The sequence below is a fragment of the Fictibacillus sp. NRS-1165 genome (assembly GCF_050468105.1).
In the GTDB taxonomy this organism is placed as follows: domain Bacteria; phylum Bacillota; class Bacilli; order Bacillales; family Fictibacillaceae; genus Fictibacillus_C; species Fictibacillus_C terrinigri.
Window position 1 is genome coordinate 1 of the sequence record NZ_JBDPNU010000032.1, and the last position, 20,988, is coordinate 20,988.

General features: G+C 39.6%; 16 protein-coding genes and 1 pseudogene. 4 read left to right on the forward strand and 13 right to left on the reverse strand.

The annotated features are described in order from the left end of the window. Positions 1–175: 175 nt before the first annotated feature. From ABHN01_RS15955 to ABHN01_RS15965, 3 genes are all read right to left on the reverse strand, one after another. On the reverse strand, positions 176–775 hold the full coding sequence (locus ABHN01_RS15955; RefSeq protein WP_290398967.1) for a response regulator transcription factor: 600 nt from the start codon (positions 773–775) through the stop codon (positions 176–178). Beyond that, a complete protein-coding gene (locus tag ABHN01_RS15960; protein ID WP_429876349.1) occupies positions 772–1,899 on the reverse strand; it encodes a histidine kinase in 1,128 nt (375 codons plus the stop codon). Before ABHN01_RS15960 ends, ABHN01_RS15955 begins: the two co-directional genes overlap by 4 nt. Before the next feature lie 116 nt (positions 1,900–2,015). After that, complete coding sequence (locus ABHN01_RS15965; protein ID WP_429876350.1) at positions 2,016–3,065, reverse strand: fatty acid desaturase; 1,050 nt, start codon at positions 3,063–3,065, stop codon at positions 2,016–2,018. Positions 3,066–3,333: 268 nt separating this feature from the next. Here ABHN01_RS15965 and ABHN01_RS15970 point away from each other — a divergent pair, with 268 nt between their 5' ends. Further along, positions 3,334–3,510, forward strand: coding sequence for a hypothetical protein (locus ABHN01_RS15970; RefSeq protein WP_429876351.1), 177 nt, complete (start codon positions 3,334–3,336; stop codon positions 3,508–3,510). A gap of 1,059 nt (positions 3,511–4,569) precedes the next feature. Here the strand turns inward: ABHN01_RS15970 and cydS are convergent. The 3 genes from cydS to ABHN01_RS15985 are packed head-to-tail and all read right to left on the reverse strand — an operon-like array spanning position 4,570 to position 7,057. Then, complete coding sequence (gene cydS / locus ABHN01_RS15975) at positions 4,570–4,674, reverse strand: cytochrome bd oxidase small subunit CydS (protein ID WP_429876352.1); 105 nt, start codon at positions 4,672–4,674, stop codon at positions 4,570–4,572. A 14-nt stretch (positions 4,675–4,688) separates the two neighbouring features. Continuing rightward, entirely contained in the window at positions 4,689–5,714 is a 1,026-nt protein-coding gene (locus ABHN01_RS15980; protein ID WP_429876353.1) for a cytochrome d ubiquinol oxidase subunit II, read from the reverse strand. Continuing rightward, on the reverse strand, positions 5,711–7,057 hold the full coding sequence (locus ABHN01_RS15985; protein WP_429876372.1) for a cytochrome ubiquinol oxidase subunit I: 1,347 nt from the start codon (positions 7,055–7,057) through the stop codon (positions 5,711–5,713). Before ABHN01_RS15985 ends, ABHN01_RS15980 begins: the two co-directional genes overlap by 4 nt. A 419-nt stretch (positions 7,058–7,476) precedes the next feature. On the opposite strand from ABHN01_RS15985, the pseudogene ABHN01_RS15990 reads away from it, so the two are divergent. Both ABHN01_RS15990 and ABHN01_RS15995 read left to right on the forward strand, forming a co-directional pair. Next, a pseudogene (locus ABHN01_RS15990) lies at positions 7,477–7,754 on the forward strand (IS110 family transposase); the annotation flags it as partial. A 246-nt stretch (positions 7,755–8,000) separates the two neighbouring features. After that, the gene (locus tag ABHN01_RS15995; protein WP_429876354.1) at positions 8,001–8,150 is read left to right on the forward strand and encodes a hypothetical protein; all 150 of its coding nucleotides are present in this window, start codon (positions 8,001–8,003) and stop codon (positions 8,148–8,150) included. A 187-nt stretch (positions 8,151–8,337) separates the two neighbouring features. Here ABHN01_RS15995 and ABHN01_RS16000 read toward each other — a convergent pair whose 3' ends face one another. From ABHN01_RS16000 to ppsA, 4 genes are all read right to left on the reverse strand, one after another. Beyond that, entirely contained in the window at positions 8,338–9,993 is a 1,656-nt protein-coding gene (locus ABHN01_RS16000) for a hypothetical protein (protein ID WP_429876355.1), read from the reverse strand. A gap of 717 nt (positions 9,994–10,710) precedes the next feature. Then, positions 10,711–11,241 (reverse strand): sugar phosphate isomerase/epimerase family protein, encoded by a 531-nt coding sequence (locus tag ABHN01_RS16005; RefSeq protein ID WP_429876356.1) that lies wholly within the window; start codon positions 11,239–11,241, stop codon positions 10,711–10,713. A gap of 364 nt (positions 11,242–11,605) precedes the next feature. Further along, entirely contained in the window at positions 11,606–12,526 is a 921-nt protein-coding gene (locus tag ABHN01_RS16010) for a dihydrodipicolinate synthase family protein (RefSeq protein ID WP_429876357.1), read from the reverse strand. Between the two features lie 439 nt (positions 12,527–12,965). After that, complete coding sequence (ppsA, locus tag ABHN01_RS16015; protein WP_429876358.1) at positions 12,966–15,566, reverse strand: phosphoenolpyruvate synthase; 2,601 nt, start codon at positions 15,564–15,566, stop codon at positions 12,966–12,968. Positions 15,567–16,320: 754 nt separating this feature from the next. Between ppsA and ABHN01_RS16020 the strand changes: the two genes are divergently transcribed. Next, positions 16,321–16,803, forward strand: a complete 483-nt coding sequence (locus ABHN01_RS16020) for a YndM family protein (protein ID WP_429876359.1) — start codon at positions 16,321–16,323, stop codon at positions 16,801–16,803. Positions 16,804–17,390: 587 nt separating this feature from the next. On the opposite strand, the gene ABHN01_RS16025 is transcribed toward ABHN01_RS16020, so the two are convergent. From ABHN01_RS16025 to ABHN01_RS16035, 3 genes are all read right to left on the reverse strand, one after another. After that, a complete protein-coding gene (locus ABHN01_RS16025) occupies positions 17,391–18,665 on the reverse strand; it encodes an IS110 family transposase (protein ID WP_328089721.1) in 1,275 nt (424 codons plus the stop codon). Positions 18,666–19,251: 586 nt separating this feature from the next. Beyond that, entirely contained in the window at positions 19,252–19,920 is a 669-nt protein-coding gene (locus tag ABHN01_RS16030) for a dienelactone hydrolase family protein (RefSeq protein WP_429876360.1), read from the reverse strand. Between the two features lie 121 nt (positions 19,921–20,041). After that, positions 20,042–20,791: a hypothetical protein gene (locus ABHN01_RS16035; RefSeq protein ID WP_429876361.1), complete on the reverse strand. Its 750-nt coding sequence runs from the start codon at positions 20,789–20,791 to the stop codon at positions 20,042–20,044. Positions 20,792–20,988: the final 197 nt, after the last annotated feature.

Sequence of the window (20,988 nt, forward strand, 5' to 3'; positions counted from 1 at the left end):
TTTTAAAGGGCTCAGTTCATCAGAAGATCGGTTCTTCTCTGCACCTGTAGAAGAAATGAAGAAATCTCTTCTTGATGCAATTGTGCATTAGGATAAATTCATTAATTCATCTCAATAAGTACTTTGTCAATGAAATTACACTGGACACGGACAACACAATAAAGTGCGGGAAAACTTATTTAAACCAGCCTTTTTCCTGGAAACGGGTAATGGCTTCGATCCGATTGGTGACTTCGAGTTTTTCTAATATCGTTGAAATATAGTTTCGCACCGTTCCAGCTTTGATAGACAGCTGATTGGCGATTTCCTTCGTATTTTTCCCATCTGCAATGAGGGACAATACTTCTTTTTCTCGATCAGTAAGTGGGTTCTCCTCACTGTATGCATCGTCCACAAGCTCAGGGGCATATATTCGCCTGCCTGCCATCACACTGCGGATGGAGCTTGCCAATTCTTCACTTGGGCTGTCTTTCAGTAAATATCCTCTGACCCCCGCCTTTACGGCCCGCTGGAAATATCCTGAACGAGCGAATGTCGTTAAAATTATCACTTTGGAACCTGATTCTTTTAGTTCTTCTGCTGCTTCAAGCCCCGTTTTTACTGGCATTTCAATATCCATGATACAAATGTCAGGTTGATGCTGATGAACAAGCGAAATCGCTTTTTCTCCGTCACTTGCCTTTCCGACCACTTCCATATCCTCTTCCAAATTAAGCAGCAGACCCAGTGCCCCCAACATCATTTGCTGGTCTTCTGCAATGACTATCCGAATCATTGGTCTCCCTCCTTTTCCGCCGATTTTATGGCATTCGGCACGTGTATGATTAACGTCGTCCCCTCCTCCGAAAGGAGCTCCAGACGTCCGTTGACAAACTCAAGCCGTTCTTTTATTCCTAGTAGTCCGTGGCCTTTTGTCATATCTTCATCTACTCTTATTCCTGCACCGTTATCCCTTATGGAAATTATAATTTCGTTTAACGATTGTTTGATGGAGATAGAACAGGTTGTGGCGCCACTGTGTTTTACGACATTGGTTACCGCTTCTTTTAAACACATGCTCAAAATATTTTCAGTCAGCAGGGAAACATTCGTGAGGTTTATTTTTTGTTCACCTACATATTCAATTTGCGCAGCTTTAAGTATTTGTTTCACGTTGATGAGTTCCTCTTCTAATCGAATGCCTCGCATTTGAGACACCATTTTCCGGACTTCGTTCAGTGCTGTTCTAGCGGTCTGCTGTACGTCATTCAATTGAGAACGAGCCTGCTCGGGGTCTTTTTCAATTAACTTTCTGGCCAAATCGCTTTTCAGCCCGATCAATGAAAGTTTTTGTCCTAAAGTATCGTGTAGATCACGGGCAATCCGCTGGCGTTCCTGCTGTTTTACCAGTACGGAATTCGCGTCTTGCAATTGTTCTTCCAGCTGCTCGCGCTTTTTTCGGTTATATAAACTGAAAGGCATGAGGATGATACTGATCCAAATGATGATTATAAAAGGCAATTGTTTTAAGAACTGATCATCTTGAAAAACGATGTTGAAGTTAAAAGAGACGGTCGTGCTGACGAGATGAATAATATATAAGGAAATAAAAGGAATTCGCTCTTTTATATTACCAATAAAATAAGCAAGAAAAAACGCAAAATAAACATAGTTAAAAAGGCTTGTCATGGTAATCGATATGGCAATAAGAATGCAAGCCCATACATAAACAGGCCACCCTTTTGATATGAAAGCAAAACGATAAGTGATAAAGAATAAAATGGTGAGCAAAATACCCACCACAACTGATTTCGTGGACGACGATTGAAAAATAAAATAGAACGGCAAAATACTAAAAACGCTCCAAACATACGGAGAAATCCCTGTATTTCTCTGAAACAGCTTATATATCTTTTTCATATTGAAACCTCTTTTGCGGTGTTGAATTCCTATTGCTATCTTATCACAATTACGTTTTAACAAAGAATGGAGTCCTGAAAACAAGGGTTGGACCCTTGCTTTCAGGACTTTATTTGTTATCGGCCGCTCAAACTTGATTTTAAACGGGCCGCTCTCGCATTATTCTTTTTTGCTTCTATCCTTTGAATACCTTTAAAGCTAACAAAGGTTCTGCTCTCCTCATCCCAAAGGCGGAATCCCAGGGAACGAAGACTTGAAGTAAGCGTGATCGTTTGTACATTTTGAAAAGTTGAATCAATATTATGAACATCTTCCAAGTGATAATTTGGCACCCTTGGGCTTAAGTGATGAATATGATGAAATCCAATATTGCCTGTTAGCCATTGCAAGACTTTCGGAAGCTGGTAGTAAGAGCTCCCATCCATAGCGGCTTTCACATAATCCCAATCTTCGTCTTTTTCAAAATAAGAGTCTTCAAACTGATGCTGTACATAGAACAGCCAAATGCCCGCAACACCCGATACGAAGAAAATAGGACCTTGAACAAGCAAGAATGCTTCCCAGCCGATGGTCGAGCAAAGCAATGCGGCCAATGCAGCTATAGAAAGGTTCGTAATATATAAATTTATGCGTTCTTTGGATCTTGCTCCTTTTCGGTTAAAGCGATTTGAAATGAGAAACACGTAAATCGGACCAAGACCAAACATAATGATCGGATTTCGGTACAATCGATAAGCGATGCGCGTCCAAAAAGATGCAGCTAAATACTCGTCTACCGTGAGAATCCAAATGTCACCTGTACCGCGTTTATTTAAGTTACTGCTTGTAGCGTGATGGATGTTATGCTCATGCTGCCATTGGTGATACGGGAATAAAGTAAGGATACCTGTAATCGTACCCACTATTTTATTTGCTTTCCGATTTTTAAAGAATGAATAGTGGCAGCAATCATGAAAAATAATAAAGATCCGTGTCAAAAATCCGGCACCAACAATCGTTAATGGCAAAGCGATGAAATAGGAAATGGACAGGCTTTCGTAAGCCAGGTACCACAATAGAAAAAATGGAACAAGCGTATTAATAAGCTGTGCTACACTATTTTTCGTATTCGGTTTTTCATATGGGGCAACTTGTTTTCGTAATTTAACATTTTTTTGTTTTGTCATTAGTATGTTTCCCTCCCATTGGTTCTACTCAAGTATAAAGATGGGAGTCTGGCCTTTTAAGACATACGTGTCATGTCCAAAGTATGATAAATGTCATGTATACGTTTGTGCTATACTGGTAAACACAGGAAGATAATAAAGCCTAAACTCGCGGTTTTCATCGGACAAATTGTTATTTGTAAACATCAACCGAACTTTTAGAATTGTAAATCAGTATAAATTTTGATTCCTATGAATTGTCCACTCAGACTGGAACAGGGGGAAAACGATGGACCACAGGTTGCTTTTTTCAGACTTTGTAAGAGATGAAATGACCGAAGAAGATGCCAAAGCCATTATTATCAGCACATATAACTTTTTGATGGATGATATGGCTGACGAGGAGAAGGGCAGGATTTTGCAGGAACTATACTTAACGCTGATTGGTACTAAATGGTTATCTTAACGCCACGATCCTTCACTTTTAAACAGAGGAAGCTTATCATTGATAGTGGCAGCTTCGATTCGATTCCCCGCCAATGATTCCTTCAAATAACCTGCTCCGTTCTTTTAAAAAAAGCCCCAGCTAATTAACAGTTGGCGCTGTTCCCCTATAAAAAAGAAAGACCGTCTATATATGGTCTTTCTTCAAAATAAATATACCAAAAGCTATTCTAATGTCATTACATAGCGTAAAATACTGACAGTTAGAAAGTATATATTTGAATACTGCATATCACACATCCTTCTAAATCATAAATATCAATAAATACAAACCTTTTTCTTTATTTGTTTCTGCAAACAAAAAGTGCACCATTCCTTTATAGAATTGCGTCCGATTGCTGAAAATTTTTGTTACCTGCAATCTTGTTGCAAGGTTCGTGCAGATAAGCACCCTAGGTATGGAGCTGTGATGCTTTGCCTTTTGGGTACATTTATCATTTTTGTTTGTCTTCTGCCCCTTATACTGTATATTCAATTAACCGCCTCCCAGGCATTAATAATTTGGTCCTAAACATAAAGAATACCTATAGAGGATTGTTCAAGATAGCGAAAAACCTAATTGCTGCAGCTGTTTTTACGCTTGTGATCTTAACGGTTATCAACTATTTCATAAGCCTGTTGTTTCATACAAATTTTATTTGATGTTTCTTTCATTTTAGGGCTTACAGCAGCTGTTTTTTTAAGATTTTTCTCATCATCAGGTGATTTTCTTTCAGACGTAACCAGAATGCAGGTTCAGGAACATACTGGGCTTACACAGAATGAAGAAAAGACTGACGATACCACTGTTATTCCTTTTTATACAGCTGTAGCCTATAGCTGTATTTCAGTAATTGCAACGCTTATATATTACAAAGACAGCTTTTTTTGATCCAAGACAATTATCAAAGTCTTTATGTAATAGTGATCAATTTAAAGTCAATAGGAAAACAACGTTTTGGGTTAATTTTCCCACGCACATCAATCACCCAAAAAATGATGTTTAAGCCAGCAAACATGTAGATTCTTACTTACCTTATAGTCAGCCCTTTTTCACTGTATCATCTTTTGATGCAAGCCAAAAAGCAGCTACAATTGATGCTATGAGCAAAAGAAATGGTGCGTAAAAGATTAGGAAATCTTTCATCATGAGTTGTCTCCTTATACATGATTTTTTCGTTTTCCTTGCACATATTCTTTGTTAAACAAGAATAGTTTAAGCAAAAGATATAGCGATGGAATAAGCAACGCAAGTCCCGCAACAAACGCAATAATCAGTGCAATGGCCATTGCAGCATTCGTAAAGCTATCGTAAATTGTCAGGTATGGCGAGAGTAAGTAGGGGTAATGCGATACACCATAGCCAAAAAAGGCCAAGAAAAATTGACCTACCATTAGTGCAACTGCTACCCCATAGGCTTGACTCTTCCAAATTAAATACACTGTTCCAACAAATAATGTGAACGATAAACCGAACAACCACCATAGATCCAATAACCGCTGATAATGCTCGGCATTGTGCGTGCGCAGTTCAATGATAATACCCAAAGCTGTTAGAATCGCTGGAGCTGCCCAAATGAGCGCGTATTTTCGCAACAGATTCGTTGCACGGTCGTCTTTCGCTTCATGTGCATACCAGGTCAAAAATACGGAAGAAATATATAACACTGATGTCAGGCTGAGCACGACAATACTCCATGTTAAAGGGCTTGTAAACAACGCCCAATATTCAAGTTGTGGTCCTGATGATCCTATCTTAACAAAGCCGCCTTCTGAAATGGTCAATGCAATGGATAATGAAGCTGGAATAAATAATCCGGTAAGTCCATACATAAATGAATACCTTTTATGATTCAGTCCTCCGTAGTGTGTAAACGCATAATAAGATCCCCGAATGGCAAGCAGAACAATAGCAATACTTCCGGGCACAAGTAAAGTAGTTCCGTAATAGTAGGCGGTTTGAGGGAAAAAGCCTACTATCCCCACGAAGAAGAACACCAAAAAGACATTGGTCACTTCCCACACTGGTGATAAATAGCGTTCAATGATTTTTGTTAAAATATGCTGTTTATCTGTAAACGTAGAATATGCGTTAAAAAACCCAGCCCCAAAATCAATCGCACCCAGGATGATATATCCAAAGAGAAAAATCCATAACACGGAAATGCCGATAATTTCAAGTTTCATACCCTGTCACCAGCTTTCTCAGACGTTCGGTCGGCCAATTCCTGTTCCACCGAATTATTGCGAAACATGCGGGAAAGTACAACTAGACTACCAATGGCTAAGAGCAGATACAATCCAGCAAACAAGAGCAACATCATATCTACCTGACCGCTTGTTGTTGCTGCTTCCGTTGTTTTCATGATTCGACGTAATATCCATGGTTGACGTCCCACTTCGGTCAGCCACCATCCCGCTTCGATTGCAATCATTGAGAGAGGGCCTCCCAGCACAATCAACCAACGGAACGATTTGGATGACACAAGACGCCATCTTCGCCAAGTTCCGATCAAAAACACTAAAGACACTACAATCATCCACATACCAATCGTAACCATCAAATCAAACAAGTAGTGAATATAGAGTGGAGGGACCTCATCCTCTGAAAATTGATTAAGTCCGATTACTTCGGCTCTTGGAGTACCATGAGCTAAAATGCTGAGTGCGAATGGGATTTTAAGCGCATATTTCACTTCCTTGTTTTCCAGCACGCCATACATAATAAGGGGAGCTCCTTTTTCTGTTTCAAAATGCCACTCGGCAGCTGCTAGCTTTTCCGGCTGGTATTCTGCCAAATATTTTCCCGAAAAATCCCCAATTACGGCTGAAGTGATAGAGAAGACAAGTCCCAGCTTCATCGTTAAAAATAGCCCTTTTTTGTGATAAACATGATTTGACCCTTTAAGCAAACGATAAGCACCGATAGACGCAAGAACAAACGCGCATGTCATGTAGGAAGTTGCAAGGACATGCGCGACTTTGGAAGGCATGGCAGGATTAAACATCGCTAAAACGGGATTAATGTTGACAAGTTGCCCATGTGCGATATCAAATCCTCGAGGCAGATTCATAAACGCGTTGACCATCGTGATAAAAATCGCAGAGAAAGATGCCCCTGCGGCTACTGGAATCAGTAGCAGCATATGCTTTTTCTGATTCTCAAACCGATCCCACGTATATAAATAAATGCCTAAAAAAATGGCTTCAAAGAAAAAAGCGAATACTTCCATAAATAAAGGTAGAGAAATAACGTGCCCGGCCATCTCCATAAAGTTTGGCCAGAGAAGAGAGAGCTGTAACCCAATCGCAGTCCCTGTTACAACACCAACGGCCACCGTAATCACAAAACCCCGTGTCCATCGTCTTGCTAGTAAAATATAATGTTCATCCTGCTTCTTAATCCCAACCCATTGAGCAATCATGATCATGAGGGGAATTCCCACCCCAATGGTTGCATAAATGATGTGGAATGATAATGTCAGCTCTGTTAGTAAACGACTAAAATAGACAGATTCTTCATTACCGATTCGAACTCACCCTTCCTTATCCTGAAACCAAGCGTGCAATTAATGATAATCCCATAATCAAAGCTACAAAAAAGGTTAACCAAATTAACATAAGTTCATGTTTCTTATACATCAGCACATGTTCCCTTTGCTTTTAGTACTTCACAGTGACGAACACTTAGATGGTGATAATTTTGCGACATTTTATGTAATTACTGAAAAACTAGTTTAAGGGGTTTTGTATAAATTCCCTTTTAGTTACTAAACAACACGAGGCTTTCTCCTACCTATCTTAGTTTTTGCCCATGTTTGTCTCATTTATTCGAGATATGTCCAACATCATCGATTAATGGGCGTTAGCTAATTTATGTTATAAAGGGGTTTTACTTGGAAATAAAGAATAAACTTTTGATTATTTTTTCTATAACAGGAGGCAACACAAATCGTTGCTTATGATAAAGGTAATTAGTGAAATTTCGTTGCTGGTATTTTGGGGGAAGCAGGAGATTTAAGTGGTTTTTCACACGGCAATTCTTTACTTCGCCATGCAGGACTCCATCTCGCTGAGGCTAGTTCAGGGATGTGGAAAAGGCAAATTGTCATTTCCAAGCGTGGAAGATCAAGGCTTAGGCGTTTCCTGTATTTAGCCACTATGAGCTTAGTGATGAATAACACAGAATTTAAGGCCATCCACTCCAACAATGTTAAAGTGTGGAAAGGCTACACTAAGTTGGACAGAAAAATTAAGGTCAAGTAGACTACAGATACTATGTAAGAGGAGAATCTACGTCATTCCGCTCACGTACAATTTTTTAAATAAATTTAATAAAAAATAGCATGAAAATAAAGTCATCTCAGAAGAATGCCTAAACATCTTAATCCATTATTCGTGGTCGGGGAATGTGCGCCGGCTCGAAAATTTGATTGAACGGTTAGTCGTCTTTAGATCATCTAGGTGGCCGACTTGCCGGATATGATCACCGCCAATGTTGAACAAGTCACCCAGCTCGCCCTCCCCACTTCACTCGATAAAGCGATTGATCAAACGAAGCGGTTCTTAATCAGAAAATCTTATCACATACAAATCGTCCAGAAAAGTCGCGAAAGACCTTGATATCAGCCAGACGAAAGCCTCGAAACTGATCCGAGAGTACTGCGAGGATTTGATGGATAACTGAGTGTCTTGAATTTTCTTAGACGGATTTTTGTAGGTTCTGGAGCAAAAAAGGAAGATAAAATAAACTACGAACAGAGAGGGAAAAATGAGGAAGTGGAATAAGACCTTTTCCACTTCCTCATTTTTAGTCATTTAGCAATTCAGGATTGTATCTTAATAGATTGCCTATCGTAATCATTCCATACGTAGCAGAAAATGTATCGGCAGGACGCTGGAGCAGACTCACGGCTATATCCCGGATTTCTTTATCAAACTGTGATAAGGTGACCCACTCAGAAATCAGTACAGCATTGCTGTTTCCAGTTCCATCTACATACATACTCACTCGCGGATTATTATAATCCTGCTGCCAGATAAGCCTCTTAAACGTGGTTGAAAATGTCATCATATCCTCTTCTGTAAAAACCTCGCCGGCCTGAAACAAATCGACGGCTAACCCAAGATCAATATTTGCGTGGCTGACGTCCTCCAAGGTATATCTAAAATAGCCGAAATCCCAATTTCCCCCAGAATTATTCCAATAATTCCATACATAGGCCATGCCACTGTCTGTATCTCTTTTTATTAGACTACTTTTTAAAAATTGACCGAGTTTAACAGCTTTATCGAGGTATTCTGTTCGACCTGTTGCTTTATACAGATGAACAAGCGTACGACCTGGTGCTGCATTTTGATTATGGGGTAGAGTAATGCCTTTTGATGGTTCCAAAAATGGATAATATTCATTGATTTGAGTCATTCTCGCAGTATCATCGAACGGGAAAGTATAGGTTCCCATTTTCACACCATCCTTGGTCCATTCCGCCCAATAATTTTCCCATTTCGGAATAAAGTGCTCCTCAATTATGAATAAATAATGCTTGGCGTGTTTTCCATATTTGTTTCTAAGGCGGTGGTCATTGAAAACAATGTCTATGAATTCTGCTACGGCCGTTAAAACCATTCCTTCATGAACAACATACTCTCCGTATTGCTTGATTGAAACAATATCATAGTAGGTACCTGTATCTGTATGTTCCTCACCCCCTGTGTTTGATAAATATAATCGAAGCTGCACACCTGCTTCTTTGGGTGATCTAAAGTCAAAAGAGTAATCCTTCCATTCCGGGCATGAGAATTCAAATTCTTGTATGGTTTCGCCAGTATCTTGGCGAACCACCATTGCTTTTCCTATCGATTCGTCATTTAGGTTTTTGGCTTTAAACGTTATATTGTAATTTTTATCCTGTGTATAATTAGGGAAAATCGTGTATGCCGCCACAAAACTCTCACTCAAGGAATTTTGGACGAAAATACTGTAATCCCCGACTGCTTTTTCCTTGTTGGTTCGGTATATGGTTTCCTTCTTTCCATACCAGGGATAAGGGTACCATCCATCAGGCATATAAGCACCTATTGCATCCTTGTAATAATTGCTGTCGTTTTCCATGTCCCCATTGATTGCCATATTGACGCTGTAGGATGGCGTCCACCAGCTTTTATAGGAATCACCATCGTAATCCTCCATTTGCTGAAACATTGAGTCAACGTCTTCCACAAATTTATCAAGATAGTCCGTTTCCTTTGTGGCTCTATAAGCGCCTAAATATCCCTTTAAAACATAAGATTCTTCCCATCCCAACACATGGGAAGGCGTGTAACCAAGCTCCGGTAAAGGACCAACATAGCCAGTCCCACCGTTTGCTTCACTTTGTTTAACATCATATTGATTGAATCTTTCCATCCACCGGGCATAAGTGTTCTCGAATTTTACAGTTGAGCATGAGTTTTCATTCTTCATCTTCTTGACCTCCAGTGTGAACTATTTTTGCAGGATAAATAAAATACGCAAAACTTCTATTAAATTTTTAGTATTCTAATAGAAATCTTTACGTGTATCGACTTTCCAGCTTCACCCAATCAATTGAATATAAAATGTAACTCCTCTACTGACAGAACTAACTTCTCCCTTGATTACCTTCCAGTAGGACGGGTGCAACATAACAAAGTACTCAGCCATTTATATTGTTGCGGCATAACATTCCCCCTTCAATTACGTAATTCAACAGACGGAATTGATGTCCTATTGAACGAATAAATAATTCGCCAATTTCCCCTCCAAATAAAAAGGAACCCAGAAAGGGTTCATAAAAGGTACCAATGAAAAAGGACGCAAGTCAAAAATCATTATCATGGTTGCTTTTCTTGTTTTCAAGGTAATAAAAATAATCTTCTTCCAGGAGAGCCACGCATATGTGATCACGCCACTCCCCTCCAACTTTTAAGTTTTTTCTTGCAAGTATTGAATTAAAAAAGGCGTAGACCGATAGAATCGGGTACAACTTTTAAAAGCTAAAAAATTTTCCAAGCTAGTTTAATTCTACAATAAAAAAGCTTGTAGACATTAGACTTTTTCTACAAGCTGAAAGAACCTCTTTTTCGTTTTAACATGGCATCCAAGACATTTGTCGCCTTTACTAATCTCTTTATCTGCTATATTTACTGGTTGGCATTGGCATTAAAACCAGTCCGAGTAGCCAAGTTTTCTCAAGTAGTTAGCAGATGTTTCAAGGCAATCGAAGGGGTCACGGCCATACGTATCATCTTGTTCAATTAAAAAATACTGTACGCCACTATCCAGACCTGCTTCAATAATCCCCTTTATATCCAGACTGCCTTTACCCAGTTCTGCAAATTCAATAATATTGGTGAATTTCTGAGAAAATTTCGATGGCTCTTTATAGTCTTCTTCCGTCATTTCGATACGACCTATTCGATAATCTTTTAAATGAATTAAAGAGATGCGCCCTTCAAATCGTTTAATGACTTCTATTGGATTTTCGCCACCTCTATGAATCCAGTGAACATCTAACTCAAAGCCTAGTTTTGAAGTGCTGTTTTTCATTATATCCAGTAGAAATTGACCATCGTACTTCTCGAATTCAATATGGTGATTATGATAATACAATTTAATTCCTTGCGCAGCTAGCCGGTTGGCCATTGTCTCCGCACTTTCAATATATTCCATGACTGGATCTTTGTGGCCCATTAAACTCATACCAATTCTTATAAAGTCACATCCCAGGTTTTATCAATATGAGATGGCCGTCATTCTAAAGTTTGATATTCTTACAGGTGAAACCGTAAACTGTGTAAACTATATCTCCCGTCACTCGGTTTGCCCTTCTGATCATCCTTCGATTACTTTTAAGGCTGGAACTATTGTTGGAAATAAATTGTACGTATGTACGCAAACGGAAATTCTTATCTATTCTCTTCCCGATTTTCGTCAAGTTGGTTATCTTTCCCTTTCTTCTTTCCATGATCTCCACCACGTGACACTTACTGCTAAAGGTAACTTACTTATAGCGAAAAGCCGCCATAATTTCGGCGGCTGGATCTTTAAGCAGTCGTTAGTTTGACGAAGGGATCGCTTGATTCAATACTGTATCCATACATCGCTGTATTTTTTCCCTCTTATCAGAACTTAATGGACGTGCAGGTGCCAATACATCAGTAGAGATCTCGATTCCCCGGATCTGTATGGCTTCTTTCGCTACATTCACAAAAGGAGAGTCGAGTTTGTATAAAAGGGGAAATGGCGCTAACTTTTTGTGTAATTCAATGGCTTTTCCGTAGTTTCCTTCCTTAAAAGATTGGTAGAGGCCAACAGTAAGCTCAGGGATAAAATTGGCAGTTAATGGGATGGCCCCATCCCCTCCAACAGACAATGTATTTAATAAGTGATCATCGTATCCAGAGAGAACCGCAAAATCTTCTTTAAAGGACTTCACCGTTAAGATCATTTCCCTGGTATGCCCCACTGATTCAACCGTTTCTTTAATACCCACGATATTGGGATGCGCCTTCACAAGCTTGAGTACAAATTCCGGTGATAAATCTTGTCCTGTTAGTCCAGGGAAGTTGTAGAGCAGAATGGGTAAATCAACCGTTTCAGCAATATCGGCATAATGTTGAAAAAGATTCTCCTCTGTAAGTTGCCAGTAATAAGGGTTAATGACAACAATACCATCTGCTCCAGCCTCTTTGGCATGCGTACTTAATGAGATGGTTTCTAGTGTGCTTGGAGTACCGGTTCCAATTAGAACGGGAACTCGGCCGTTAACATACTGAATAGCAAATTCAGTGACCGCTTTTCTTAATTCAACCGTCATCTGGCTGAATTCACCACCTGTCCCTAGAAAGAACAGTCCATTTACTTTTGATTCAATTAAGAAATCAATCAGATTTCCCATACCCTTTTCATCTAGTCGCCCTTCTTTATGTAAAATGGTTGGAACAGGCGGAATAACACCTTGGAATTTTGCTGACATATGATCTCTCCTTTTTTTAAAATGGATGAAAGGCAAAATCTAAGCTATGTAAACCTCCTCCCCACCTCATTGTTTGATATTATCAAACAATGTTTCTGTTCTGTGTGAATATATCATAACATCTTTTCTGAAAAATTAGAATTATACGCAATCAAATTATAGATAATGATGAAAATGGCCTCAAATCAGGATGGCCATTAAGATCAGTTGCCCATCTAAGGCTGTTCCTTTAGGTATTCCTAGCTCCAGTAACTCAGGTAACTTTAACGTCGCCTCATTATTTATCAAGACTAAAAAATAAAATAATCCAATAAAAATAAGCCATTTAACATATTAGACATATCTAAAATGTTAAACGGCTTTTCTCTTTATTATTTAACAAACGCCCATTAGATAAGAATTTCAATATAAATCTTTCATACTGTAAGGTATTCAGCAATTACAATATTTCGATATACCCTTCTGTTCCATGCACGCGAATTCGTTGCCCGTCCATTATCCGTTTGGTAGCATTTTCTACACCGGCAACTGCTGGTAAGCCATATTCACGTGCGATAACTGCTCCATGGGTCATCAATCCACCAACTTCGGTGACTAGGCCTTTTATGGATACAAACAATGGTGTCCAGCTAGGGTCAGTAAAGGAGGTGACTAATATATCTCCATCTTCTAAATCAGCATCTTCCATGTTTAAGATGACACGTGCTCGTCCCTCTATAACTCCGGAAGAAACAGGTAGACCTACAATCGCTTCGGCTGGGAGATTTTCTCGTTTGTACTCACCTGCAATGATTTCACCATCAGACGTGATCACACGTGGTGGAGTTAGTTTTTCATATAATTTGTACTCGTCTTTTCGTTTGCTGATGATCTGGTAATCAAGTTTATTTGTGCGTACGACTTCGTGAAGTTCTTCAAAAGTGAGATAGTATATATCTTCTTTTTCATGAATAATATTGGCTTGTACGAGTTGTTCGGCTTCTTTCAGTAAAGCCTGCTTATAAACGAAGTAGCGATTAACCATGCCGTATTTTGGATATTCCCGATAACCGATGAAATTCCGAATACGATCGATCATTCGTTTTGTTTCTTTGGCTTTTTGTTCACCATCCGGCGATTGCTTCAATCGATCTAATAACTCTTGTTCTTTTTTCAAAGCTTCCTGTTGCCCTTGCTCAAATTTCCGATTACTAGCATTAGGCTCAAAGTTTTTGATGTTACTGAGAATCATGGTGACAAGTGAAGTTGGTTTTTCGCTCCAACGAGTTTTCGTAATATCGATTTCTCCGGGACATCGCATTCCGTATTTGATGAGATAATCGTAGATAGCGTCTTGGGTTTCCTGTCCACCATCAAACTTAACCAGTTCATCCAAAAAGTTATCATCTTTTACATGTTGTAAATAATCAATTACTTCTGGATAAGGACGAATCACATCTGCAACATCCAATAGCGCCAGACCCATTTCCGAAGTAATATTGTTTGGTACAGATTGAGAAAGCGTATCTGCTGCATTTTTTTCACCTAACCACTTGTTCATTTTTTCATTGATCCAATGTGAAGCATTTATAGCAGTCATAAAAACAGCTGTACTTTGTGGGTCAAATAAAATCTTCTTTAACTCTTTGATATCTTCCAAAATAAAATCAAATAGATCCGATCCTGATTTCGTTTTAATGTTTTGTTTTAACTCTTCTATCGACGTTTGACTGCGCTTAATCAACTCATGAACAATGGTCGGATTGTTTTCGATTTCTTCCGGCACAACTCTAATGTTTTTGTTGGGACTCGGTGCTTTTTGATCATTTAGTAACGATTTTATAAAATCTCCTCGCTCTACAACAGTCGTAAGTGCGTCTTTCATGAGCGGATCGTGTTGTGCCATGGTATTTAATAACATGTTTCTGCTGTCAGGTGAAGCCAGCATAGGTGTGACATCCACAAACAACCTTCCACCAGCTTTACGCATAGGTGCAGGAGTTATTAACAGGTGAAAAGACAATCCCAATGGTTTCATAGGGTCGGTCATCATTTGTTGATGACCAACAGATACATAGACGTGATTTTCTTGATCATTCGCTTCAGGGATGGGGAAAAGCGTCGTGATTGGACGGCTCTGGACAATATAAAAAGTATCATCAACCAAACACCACTCGATATCTTGCGGGAAGCCAAAATGAGCTTCGATCTGTTTTCCGATGCGTGCCAGTTGTAAAATTTGTTGGTCGGTAAGAGTTTGAGTCTTTTGCTGATCGGGATCGATCTGCTGGGTCTCTGTTCCGCCTTCTTTTAGTCCATAGATAGCCAATTTTTTGGTTGCTATCATCTTATCGACGATTTCCTCCTCCTGGACTTTATAACAATCGGCAGATACCAAGCCAGAGACCAGTGCTTCTCCAAGTCCAAAACTGGCATCGATTGATAGCAGCTTTCGGTTAGAAGTAATCGGATCAGCGGTGAATAATATCCCTGAAGCCTGTGGGAAAACCATCCTTTGAACAATAACGGATAAATAAACCTTGCGATGGTCAAATCCGTTTTGAATACGATAAATCACAGCGCGATCTGTAAACAGGGAAGCCCAACATTTGCTAATATGCTGCATGATTGCTTCTTTGCCGATGATATTTAAATAGGTGTCTTGTTGACCGGCAAAAGTGGCATGTGGTAAATCTTCAGCAGTCGCACTAGAACGCACTGCATATGCATGTTCATCACCAAACTGGGAGAGATAGTGAGTTACTGCTTTCACAACATCGGAAGGAATTTCAACTTCCATAATGATTTGTCGAATCTTCCTGCTGATTTCAGCAATTTTATCTCGATCTTCTACTTTTAGCATTGTTAGTCGATCCAACAAAGCATGATACCCTTCGTTCTGTTCGATGGCTTTTTGATATCCCACTGTTGTAATACAAAATCCTTCTGGTACTTGTATTCCCTCAATTTTTGATAGTTCCCCTAAATTTAACCCTTTTCCGCCAATGAGCAAAAGCTGTGTTTTTTCCATTTCCTGAAAACCGAGAACCAAAGAACTCATTTTACATCTCCCCTAACCATTACATTTCTTTTGGTTAATTAAAGTTCTATTGTATTTTAGCAGTAGCAAATAAGAATAAATAGTCTATATTTACCATTTTTCATATGCTATAATTAAATTAGGAAGAGTTAGAGTTCAATTTTCAAAAAATAGCTAGATCTTACCATACAGCACTTGATAACCCGGTTCATCCCCTCGAAAGTAGCTCATATACATTTTAGCGCACAAGGAATATGGTTAAATTCAGCTTTTTTCCATCTTCCCCAAAATACCTTGTATTAATATGAGATGATATCAAGCTCTTATGAAACAAACCTGCCCCGTTAGCACAATAAAAAAACGGGATCACCGCAGCCATCCCATTTTTAACATAAGCTACCCGATAGTGTAAGTACAATTCAAAAACTCATTAATTGTTGAGTGTACAATTGGCATTACCTTAGAGCTTCCAGGCTTCTTTTAATAACTTAATACCCGTATTGATTTCAGTTTCCGTTAATCCTCCAAATCCAAGCAAAATTCTAGAACCTACGCTTCCTGTTTCTCCGCTATAATATATCGATAATGGATAAACCTACACCAACATTCATTGCAGCATTAATTAACCCGTCTTCTTATCCCTTTACGTACTTAGTACAACAACAATAAAAAATGACCTACAAGTTAGCATCCAATTTAACCTCCTGAAATTCTTTTTATCTCGGTGTATATCTAAAATGATTTTATCGCAAAATAAACAAAGGAGGTGTAAGAAATGAGGCATATTTTAAGAATTGTCATGAAGTTTATTGCAGCTGCTGTTGTTCTGGGCATTATCGATGCGTTGGGCTACGATTTGGGTGCTTCTGATATCCTAGGGATTTCAGCGGTATTAGCTATTGTTAGTTATGTAGTGGGTGACTTATTTTTTTTACGGGTTACCAATAACACAGTGGCAACTATTGCTGATTTTGCCTTAGCGTTTGTAATTCTCTACCTAATGATCGATAATATGACCATTGAGGATGACGTGTTTTCCGCTTCACTTATTGGCTCGATAGCAATCACAGCTTTTGAAATCTTCTTCCATCGCTTATTAGGAAGAGAACCTGGCAAACAGGCTTCCAATCAGCGACAAACCATGCAAACTGGAAGACCACAATTTCAAACAGAAGCGTCTTCTGAATTAACTCCTGTTAAACCTGATGTAAGAAGTGCTCAACAGGACAAGTCTCAGGAGAACCAAGATAAACAATAATAGTCAAAAAAGCGTACATTCCAAAAAATGTACGCTTTTTTATATTATACCAATTATTCCGCTGGTGGATTTTCGACGGCAATTTGATATGCGTTCAAGATGGCATTGCTCTCTGCCGGGTTCGTAATTCCCACCGAAACCTATTACGATACATATCAATTTATTACCCATTTCTTCAACTCCCTCAGTTTAATACGATTTTCTTGCGAATACTCGCTTATTCACAGGATTTCAAAACCACTAAATTTAAGCTAACGGGTAGATAGAGTAACTTTGGGATCTAAAGGCTTCGTGAAGGCATAGTGAAATAAAGGAGCAGACTAAAACTCCACATTTTACCATGTAATGTACATCTCCACGCCGCCCCTGGAGGCTTTCCCTCCCATGTCTCAACGGGTCAATTGCCCTATCATTCCTTCGTCATGCCTATCCAAGAGGTGGAGGCCAGTTTTGCTAACCTAATGGGTCAGTGCCCTTTTGTTGAAGAAATCTGGTACTCCGTACATATTTGAAATCCTGCAAATAAGCCAACATTCGATTATAGAAGAATTAATGTGTTAAGGTTCTCTTCGAGAACTCAACTAAAACTACGCAGCCAGTTCAACTACAGGTTTTACTTTACCTGCACAATAAGACTCATTTTTGCGGGCTATCCCTACAAAAATACGGGCTAACTTACCGATCAATTTCATAATCGATTTCATTTTCTTCATTTTTTTCACTTGAACATTATTATAGTGAATGGCTTGAAACTCAGGGTTATTCATCACAAGGCTCATAGTGGCTAAGTATAGGAAGCGTCTTAGTCTAGATCTTCCACGCTTAGATATTACAATCTGGCCTTTCCACTTTCCTGAGCTTGCTTCTGCCAGGTGTAATCCAGCGTGCCGAAGCAAGGAATTGCCGTGGGAGAAACCACTTAAATCGCCAGCTTCACCTAAAATGCCGGCTAACGAAATTTCACTAATTCCCTTAATGGTAAGCAACTTCTTTGCGAACGGTATGCAGTTTAATACCTCGTTAACGGCTTGTTCCACCCTTTCCAACTGAAGGACGGCAAGATCATATTCTTCTAATAATTGCTCAAGATGAAATTTATATGCTTCAAGAGCTTGTCTTGTACCTACAGATTTTCTGGCCAACTGGAGAAGCAATTGAGCCTTTTTCATTCCTGGCTGTCTTTTCATTAGTGACTTCCAACCTTCAACTATCTCATCCGGTTTCATGGAACTCAGTTCCATCGGAGATGGAAAGAGCCGTAAGGTTGCGATTGCACCTTTGGCAGTAATGTCTTTAAATACCTCCCTGAGTTCTGGAAAAACAATATCAACCCAGCGGTTTAATTGATTAATAGAGCTGACTAGACGTTTAACCACCACATCCCGATTGGACATTAGAACCCTTAGTTTTTCAAATGATTCCGATGTGTTTCTCACGAAGGTATAGTAACCGTTCTTCACCATGTCCGCGATGACTAAAGCATCTTTCTTATCACTCTTAGACTGGGTGTTATCACGATTTTCTTTATTCCTTCTTACCAGGTGAGGATTTACTGTCACTACCTCAATATTTTGGTTTATTAGCCATTTAGAAAGGTTGATCCAGTAATGGCCTGTTGGTTCCATTCCAACTATAGCTTCCTCAAGTTTATTTAATTTTTTCAGTTCGTTTATCCAGTTAAATAGGGTCGTAAATCCATCCTCGTTATTTTCAAAAGTAAGTGGATCACCCACTACGATGCCACGAAAATTAACTGCTCTGGCAACGTGTAATTGTTGGGCTATATCTACACCAACAACAAGATGCTTATCAGATATTCTTTCTATTAGTTGATTTTGTTTGTTCTGCATTTTAAACTTCATAGTAGGGCTTCCTCCTAGATGGTTGTTTGGGATACATTCATCTTACTGAGGAGCCCTATTTTTATCAAAGATCAAAATTAGCCATCTACAGGAATGCTATCCTGCCCCGATAGTTGCATTAGAAAAAAGCTGCCTTAACAGACAGCTCCCTATCTTCAGCTAACGCACCCGGTAGTTCATCTATTTACTCGTTATTCGTTTTTTTATACTTTTCACTCTGTAATGCAAAGAAAAGCCAAATTAGAACCATAAAAGTTACATATTCTGTATTTTTTTCTAATGGATGCCCAAGTTGGCAAAAACAAAATTATTTTCTAAAGAAATTAGGGGGGTAATATGAAGCTACCCTGTTTAAAAGATAAGAAAGTATAAAAAGTGGCGCTTCCTGATCCAGCTCTAAGCGCCAAAAACTAGGCGACTTCACAACTCGCCCTACGATAAGTCATCATTGGTTCGCAAGCTCACCGTGATTCCATTATCTGAGTTGATTTGCTCCAGTCGCTACGTTTTTAAACAGGCGCTCAGCGCTTTTCTTACTATTTTGGTCTAGTTATGTCCCAGCTGCTGAAAATTTTTTCGTTAACAACTATGCGAGAAAGTCGAGAACCCGCTTGATCACAAGTTTCGTCGCGTCAGCATCGTAAGACGGTAAACTGCTGTCGGTGAAGAGATGTTCCTTGCCTTCGTACAGAAAAAGTTCAGCGTGATTGGCCGACGCCACAAGCTCACGGGCCGCGTTGATGTCGCCGTCTTCAACGAAAAAAGGATCTGCACTCATGGCGTGAATTTGCACAGGCAAGTCGGCCGGCCACTGAGATTCGAACGCCGAGGTCGGGAGGCAGGCATGAAAAAACAGTGCGCCTCTGGCGCCTTCACGAGTTTGAGCGAGCTGCTGTGCTGCCGGGACACCGAGTGAAAAACCAGCATAGACGACATCGCGTGAAAGCTCGCTGGCTGCTCGAACGCCGCGCGCCTTCACTTCTTCAAATCCGATTTCCTTCACAAATACCAAGCCTTCCTCCAGCGAGGAAAACATGCGGCCGTCAAATAAATCTGGCACGTGCACAGTATGCCCCGCATCTCTCAGTTGATCGGCGATTGCTTCAATCCCCTTCGTTCGGCCTAAAACATGGTGTAACAACAAAACTTCTGCCATCGTTTTTTCCTCCAATTTAATGAATTTCATATGTGTAAGTTTCGACAAGAAAGCCTGTTTGACCTGCCAGTTAATAAAACCCACCCCTTGCTTATTCAATAATCCTGCCACTTTAGTTCCATAAGAAAAAGCCGCCTTAAAGACAGCTCCGATCTTCAGCTAACGCTACCCTTTAGTTCAACAAGGAAGTAGAGTTATGCATTAATATAAAATAATCTGACTACAAACTAACGATTGATGAAGCACGATCTCCCCATCCCAATCGATGTAAGTCTCTTTCGTCTTTAAACAGAATCAGTTCCTGTCCTTTCCACTCAGTGTGCTCAAACAATTCAGCACGACGAGTCCCAAACATTTGGACCGAAGAAATTTCATCTTCCCAGTTTGAAAAAGAAATAGGCCCCATAGAAATTTCAGACAAATCAGGAATACCTTTATTTTTATCTAGGAATAATGGCTTGCCCTGAAAATTAATGTGTTCATGAAACGCGTTAAAAGGTACGGAAAATCCGTGTGGCATTGGGGGTGGGGCAGGGGTACCCTGTGGTAGATGCTGAAGTATACCCGGCATTTGAATCCCACCTTGTTGTGGTTGAATGAACCTTATCGATCTATATATTTCTATATCTGCCAATATAAGCCAATTCCTTAACAATCCTTGATTATCGACGACCAACATATGATCATCAGATGGCGCTAAAACAAAATGCAGCTCTTGCCCGTTGAAACGTGTGATGTCTTTCGGATCGTACATTGTACCGTTTAAAATAAACGGTATTCGCGGAACCCTTTGGACAATGCGTGAAACAATTTCTGGCGGTGACTGTGTCCGTAATGTTGGATAGAAAAAAGGTAAACCTTGCCGTCTGAGTTCCTCAGCCAAATCGTGAACAGTTGCAGTACCGATAGTGATGGCAGAGAGTAAGGCCAATGATTTAATCGGTAGAGGTTGATATGCATTAATGTTCATAAATATTCAACCCTCTCGCGTTTTGCTCTGTTTTATGCTCATATAAATTTATTCACTGAATTGGTAAAACATACCTTTTAAGAGGGTAACGGATACTTTTGTTACAAAGGTTAACCAGAGTAGAAAAAGGTACTTCTTTCTGTTTTCTCTTGTTGTGCTAACCTGCCCCTTTAGTTGCACAAGAAAAGGAGCTTCTG